This is a genomic window from Haloimpatiens lingqiaonensis (assembly GCF_901447495.1).
Lineage (GTDB): Bacteria > Bacillota > Clostridia > Clostridiales > Clostridiaceae > Haloimpatiens > Haloimpatiens lingqiaonensis.
Genome location: NZ_CABDWS010000127.1, coordinates 1 through 4,439, shown reverse-complemented (window position 1 = coordinate 4,439; position 4,439 = coordinate 1). Strand labels below are relative to the sequence as shown.

At 32.6% G+C, this 4,439-nt stretch carries 9 protein-coding genes and 1 other annotated feature; all 9 genes read left to right on the top strand.

Annotation, left to right across the window (positions count from 1 at the left end):
* On the top strand, positions 1-125 hold a 125-nt coding region (locus FGK85_RS14590; RefSeq protein WP_479724204.1), incomplete at its 5' end, for an EF-Tu C-terminal domain-related protein.
* A 355-nt stretch (positions 126-480) separates the two neighbouring features.
* Complete coding sequence (gene rpmG / locus FGK85_RS14585) at positions 481-630, top strand: 50S ribosomal protein L33 (protein ID WP_035292587.1); 150 nt, start codon at positions 481-483, stop codon at positions 628-630.
* A gap of 26 nt (positions 631-656) precedes the next feature.
* Positions 657-887, top strand: coding sequence for a preprotein translocase subunit SecE (secE, locus tag FGK85_RS14580; RefSeq protein ID WP_138207836.1), 231 nt, complete (start codon positions 657-659; stop codon positions 885-887).
* Between the two features lie 40 nt (positions 888-927).
* The gene (gene nusG / locus FGK85_RS14575; RefSeq protein ID WP_138207834.1) at positions 928-1,449 is read left to right on the top strand and encodes a transcription termination/antitermination protein NusG; all 522 of its coding nucleotides are present in this window, start codon (positions 928-930) and stop codon (positions 1,447-1,449) included.
* A 70-nt stretch (positions 1,450-1,519) separates the two neighbouring features.
* Entirely contained in the window at positions 1,520-1,945 is a 426-nt protein-coding gene (gene rplK / locus FGK85_RS14570; RefSeq protein WP_138207832.1) for a 50S ribosomal protein L11, read from the top strand.
* A 63-nt stretch (positions 1,946-2,008) separates the two neighbouring features.
* Positions 2,009-2,707, top strand: a complete 699-nt coding sequence (rplA, locus tag FGK85_RS14565) for a 50S ribosomal protein L1 (RefSeq protein ID WP_138207830.1) — start codon at positions 2,009-2,011, stop codon at positions 2,705-2,707.
* A 45-nt stretch (positions 2,708-2,752) separates the two neighbouring features.
* Positions 2,753-2,881: a sequence feature (ribosomal protein L10 leader region), on the top strand.
* Positions 2,882-2,910: 29 nt separating this feature from the next.
* Positions 2,911-3,411 carry a 50S ribosomal protein L10 gene (gene rplJ / locus FGK85_RS14560; RefSeq protein ID WP_138207828.1) on the top strand — a complete coding sequence of 167 codons (501 nt, stop codon included), beginning with the start codon at positions 2,911-2,913 and terminating at the stop codon, positions 3,409-3,411.
* A gap of 31 nt (positions 3,412-3,442) precedes the next feature.
* On the top strand, positions 3,443-3,811 hold the full coding sequence (rplL, locus tag FGK85_RS14555; RefSeq protein WP_138207826.1) for a 50S ribosomal protein L7/L12: 369 nt from the start codon (positions 3,443-3,445) through the stop codon (positions 3,809-3,811).
* Between the two features lie 253 nt (positions 3,812-4,064).
* On the top strand, positions 4,065-4,439 hold a 375-nt coding region (locus tag FGK85_RS14550; protein ID WP_341472459.1), incomplete at its 3' end, for a hypothetical protein.

Genomic DNA, 4,439 nt, shown 5'->3' with positions numbered 1-4,439 from the left:
GAGACCACATCGACATGAATGTTGAATTAATAACACAAGTAGCTATGGAAGAAGGATTAAGATTCGCTATAAGAGAAGGCGGAAGAACTGTAGGTTCAGGAGTTGTTACTTCTATAGTTGAATAATTTTAAAGAGTGAACATTGGGACTAGGTTTCTAGACCTAGTCCTTTATAATCATATGATTATTGTGATTTAGTATAAAATTATCAAATTTAGGTAATATATTATAAAGTAGCTAAAAATACAAATACTTTAAAACACAACTTATGTTGACATAAAGTCTAAGTTGTGATAAATTAACTAAGTACCTTAATTTTATAGTAAACTACGCTTATATATGCTAGAAATAATATATTTTTAAAATACATTATTTGAAGTATTATGTTAACTCTAATGTTTGATATAATATGTTGTTGTTTTTACAATTAAGATTAAGCGTTTTACGTTTAGTTATATACGTAAATCGGGAGGTGGAAATAATGAGAGTTAAAGTAACTTTAGCTTGCACAGAATGCAAACAAAGAAATTATAATACAATGAAAAACAAGAAAAACAACCCTGACAGAGTTGAAATGCAAAAATATTGTAAATTCTGCCATAAGCATACACTTCATAAAGAAACAAAATAGTGTAGTGCAAAAAGGATGTGAAATTAATGGCTAGTAATGTAGAAATGAAAGATAAGTCTCGTGCAACCGACAGAGGTTTAATAGGATTTTTCAAAGGTTTAAAAGCTGAATTTAAAAGATTTACTTGGCCAACAAAAGAAGATGTAAAAAAGTCAACTATAGCAGTATTAGTGTTTTGTGCTATATTTGTAGCAATTACAGGCTTAATGGATAAAGGTTTTGCCAGCCTCTTTAATTGGGTATTTTTAAATAAATAAAAAAGGAGGTAGGGGTTAGGTTACACCGAACCCTTGAATTATGCCAGAAGAAGCTAGATGGTATGTAGTTCATACATATTCAGGATATGAAAATAAAGTAAAAGTAAATTTAGAAAAAACAATAGAAAACAGAAATCTACAAAGTTTAATACTTGATATACAAGTACCTATGGAGCAACAAGTAGAAGAAAAAGACGGAAAGAAAAAGGTTACTTTGAAGAAAATATTCCCAGGATATGTATTGATTAAAATGATAATGAGTGACGAATCATGGTATGTGGTAAGAAATACTAGAGGAGTTACAGGGTTTGTAGGCCCGGGATCAAAGCCAGTACCTCTTACAGAAGAAGAGATAAGTACAATGGGAATAAAAGAAAAGCCGGTGGATATCGACTTAGAGATTGGCGAAAGCGTAAAAGTTGTATCTGGACCACTGGAAGAGTTTGTAGCTTCGATTCAAGAAATAAACATAGAAAAAGGTACAGTAAAAGCATTAGTTAATATGTTTGGCAGGGAAATACTTGCTGAACTTGAATTTAATCAAATAAAAAAAATTGATTAGCACTTACAGATGAAGTTGAATAAGTGGGAGGATTCTTATCCGTTTACCACATTATAGGAGGTGTCAATTCATGGCTAAAAAAGTAATGGGATTAATAAAACTTCAACTTCCTGCAGGTAAAGCGAGCCCAGCACCACCAGTTGGACCAGCATTAGGACAACACGGTGTTAACATAATGGGATTCTGTAAAGAATTTAACGCTAAAACTGCAAACCAAGCAGGACTTATAATACCAGTTGTAATAACTGTATACCAAGACAGATCATTCAGTTTTATTCTTAAAACTCCACCAGCAGCGGTATTATTAAAGAAAGCAGCAGGAATAGAGAGTGGTTCAGGAGAACCTAACAAGAAAAAAGTTGCTAAGGTAACTAAAGCTCAAGTTAAGGAAATCGCTGAATTAAAAATGCCAGACTTAAATGCAGGATCAGTTGAAGCAGCTATGAGAATGGTTGAAGGTACTGCAAGAAGTATGGGCATAACAGTAGAAGAGTAATATAATTATTTTTCTAATTAAAGTGGGAGGTAAAACCGTTAAAACCACAAAGGAGGAATAAAAATGGCAAAAGTAGGTAAGAAATACCAAGAAAGCGCAAAGTTAGTGGATAGAAATGCTCTATACACTTCAACAGAAGCGTTAGATTTAGCTGTTAAAACATCAAAAGCTAAATTTGATGAAACAATAGAATTAGCTGTAAGACTTGGAGTAGATCCAAGACATGCAGATCAACAAGTTAGAGGAGCAGTAGTGCTTCCACACGGAACAGGTAAAACTGTTAAAGTTTTAGTTTTTGCAAAAGGTGACAAAGCTAAAGAAGCAGAAGCAGCTGGAGCAGAATATGTAGGAGCAGAAGAATTAGCTCAAAAAATACAAAGTCAAAACTGGTTCGATTTTGATGTTGTTGTTGCAACTCCAGATATGATGGGTGTTGTTGGTAGATTAGGAAGAATTCTTGGACCTAAGGGATTAATGCCAAACCCAAAATCAGGTACTGTAACATTTGATGTAGCTAAAGCTATAAACGAAATCAAAGCTGGTAAAGTTGAATATAGAGTTGATAAAACTGCTATAATCCACGTTCCAGTTGGAAAAGCATCATTTGGTGTTGAGAAGTTAGGAGAGAACTTCCGTGCTTTAATGGAAGCTATAATAAAAGCTAAACCAGCAGCAGTTAAAGGACAATATATTAAGTCAATTTCTGTATCAAGCACAATGGGACCAGGAGCTAAAATTAATCCAGTTAAAGCGTTAGATTAATATTGACATAAATTTAATTTGATGATATACTTATAAAGTCTTAAAATTAAATAAGTAATAATTCCGTAGACAGTAGGTGCAACGAAAGCATAACGGTTAACAACCTACCGAGGATTCCAATATATGAAATGTATGGTCTCTTCGCGTCTGCGGGGAGACTTTAATTTTTATACACAGTTCTATACTGTAAGGAGGTGGACTCTGTGAGCAAGAATAGACAATTAAAAGAAGAAAAAGTTCAGGAAATTAGAGAAAAATTGGAAAAAGCTCAAGGGGTAATTCTTGCGAAATACCAAGGTTTGACAGTTGAAGAGGATACTGAACTAAGAAAAAGATTAAGAGAAGCTGGGGTTGAATATAAAGTTTACAAAAACACATTAGTAACTATAGCTGCGAAAGAATTAGGACATGAAGGAATAGTTGAACACCTAAATGGGCCACTTTCAATAGCTTTTGGATATGAAGATCCAACTGCGCCAGCAAGAGTATTGAACGATTTCGCTAAAGACCATAAAAAATTGGAACTTAAAGCAGGAATTGTTCAAGGTGAAATATTTGATGAAGCTAAAGTTAAAGAGCTTGCATCAATACCACCAAAAGAAGTTTTACTTGCGAAACTTCTTGGAAGCTTCAAAGCTCCATTATCAAATCTTGTTTACTTACTAAATGCTGTAAAAGAAAAACAAGAATCTGAGCAAGCATAATAAAATAAGAAAATTTGGAGGTGCATTTTAAATGACAAGAGAAGATATAATTCAAGCTATAAAAGAAATGTCTGTTTTAGAATTAAATGAATTAGTAAAAGCATGTGAAGAAGAATTCGGAGTAAGTGCAGCAGCACCTGTAGCAGTTGCTGGAGCAGCTGGAGCAGCAGCTGGAGCAGCTGAAGAAAAAACTGAATTCGATGTTGTATTAGCTAGCGCTGGTGCACAAAAGATCAAAGTTATCAAAGTTGTTAGAGAATTAACTGGTCTTGGATTAAAAGAAGCTAAGGAAATAGTAGACGGAGCTCCTAAGACATTAAAAGAAGGCGTATCTAAAGAAGATGCTGAAGGCATGAAAGCTAAATTAGAAGAAGTTGGAGCATCAGTTGAAATAAAATAATATTATTTCTAAAAAAAGGCACTTTTACGAGTGCCTTTTTTTATTCTCAATATTTTATTCTCTTAACAGAAGTTTAGCGCTTAAAAATTTTTGGGGCGTGAGCCCGCTGATTTATAATGAATGATTGAGGGTTAGGTTAAAAACCATAAATTCTGATTTTTGCTGGAAATTTTAGAGAAAAAATTTGCATAATAAAAGCATCCTTTTTATAATAGTTTTTACTAGAAACCAACTTAAAAAGGATGCTGATAAAATGAGTAAAAGTTATTTAAAACAATTACTTACTTATATTAATAAGGTATACGATATAGGTGAAAAAATCAATAACTTAAAAGATAAAAGAATAAAATCTGATGTAAAAATTTCAACAATTACCTTCGTGGTGTTATTTGGATTTATGCTTCAGATAAGAAGTTTCAATAGATTAGAACATTGGCTTAAAAAAGGCAAGTTTAAAAAAGTAATACCTAAAAAAACTAAAATGCCACGCATTGATGCCGTTAGGCGCTCCTTAAGTGATTTTGATTTAGATGGATTAAAAGAAATTCATAAACATATAATAAAAACCATTGTAAAAAATAAAGTATTTAGAAATGGTACTATAGATAAATTAAAAGTAGTTGCCATA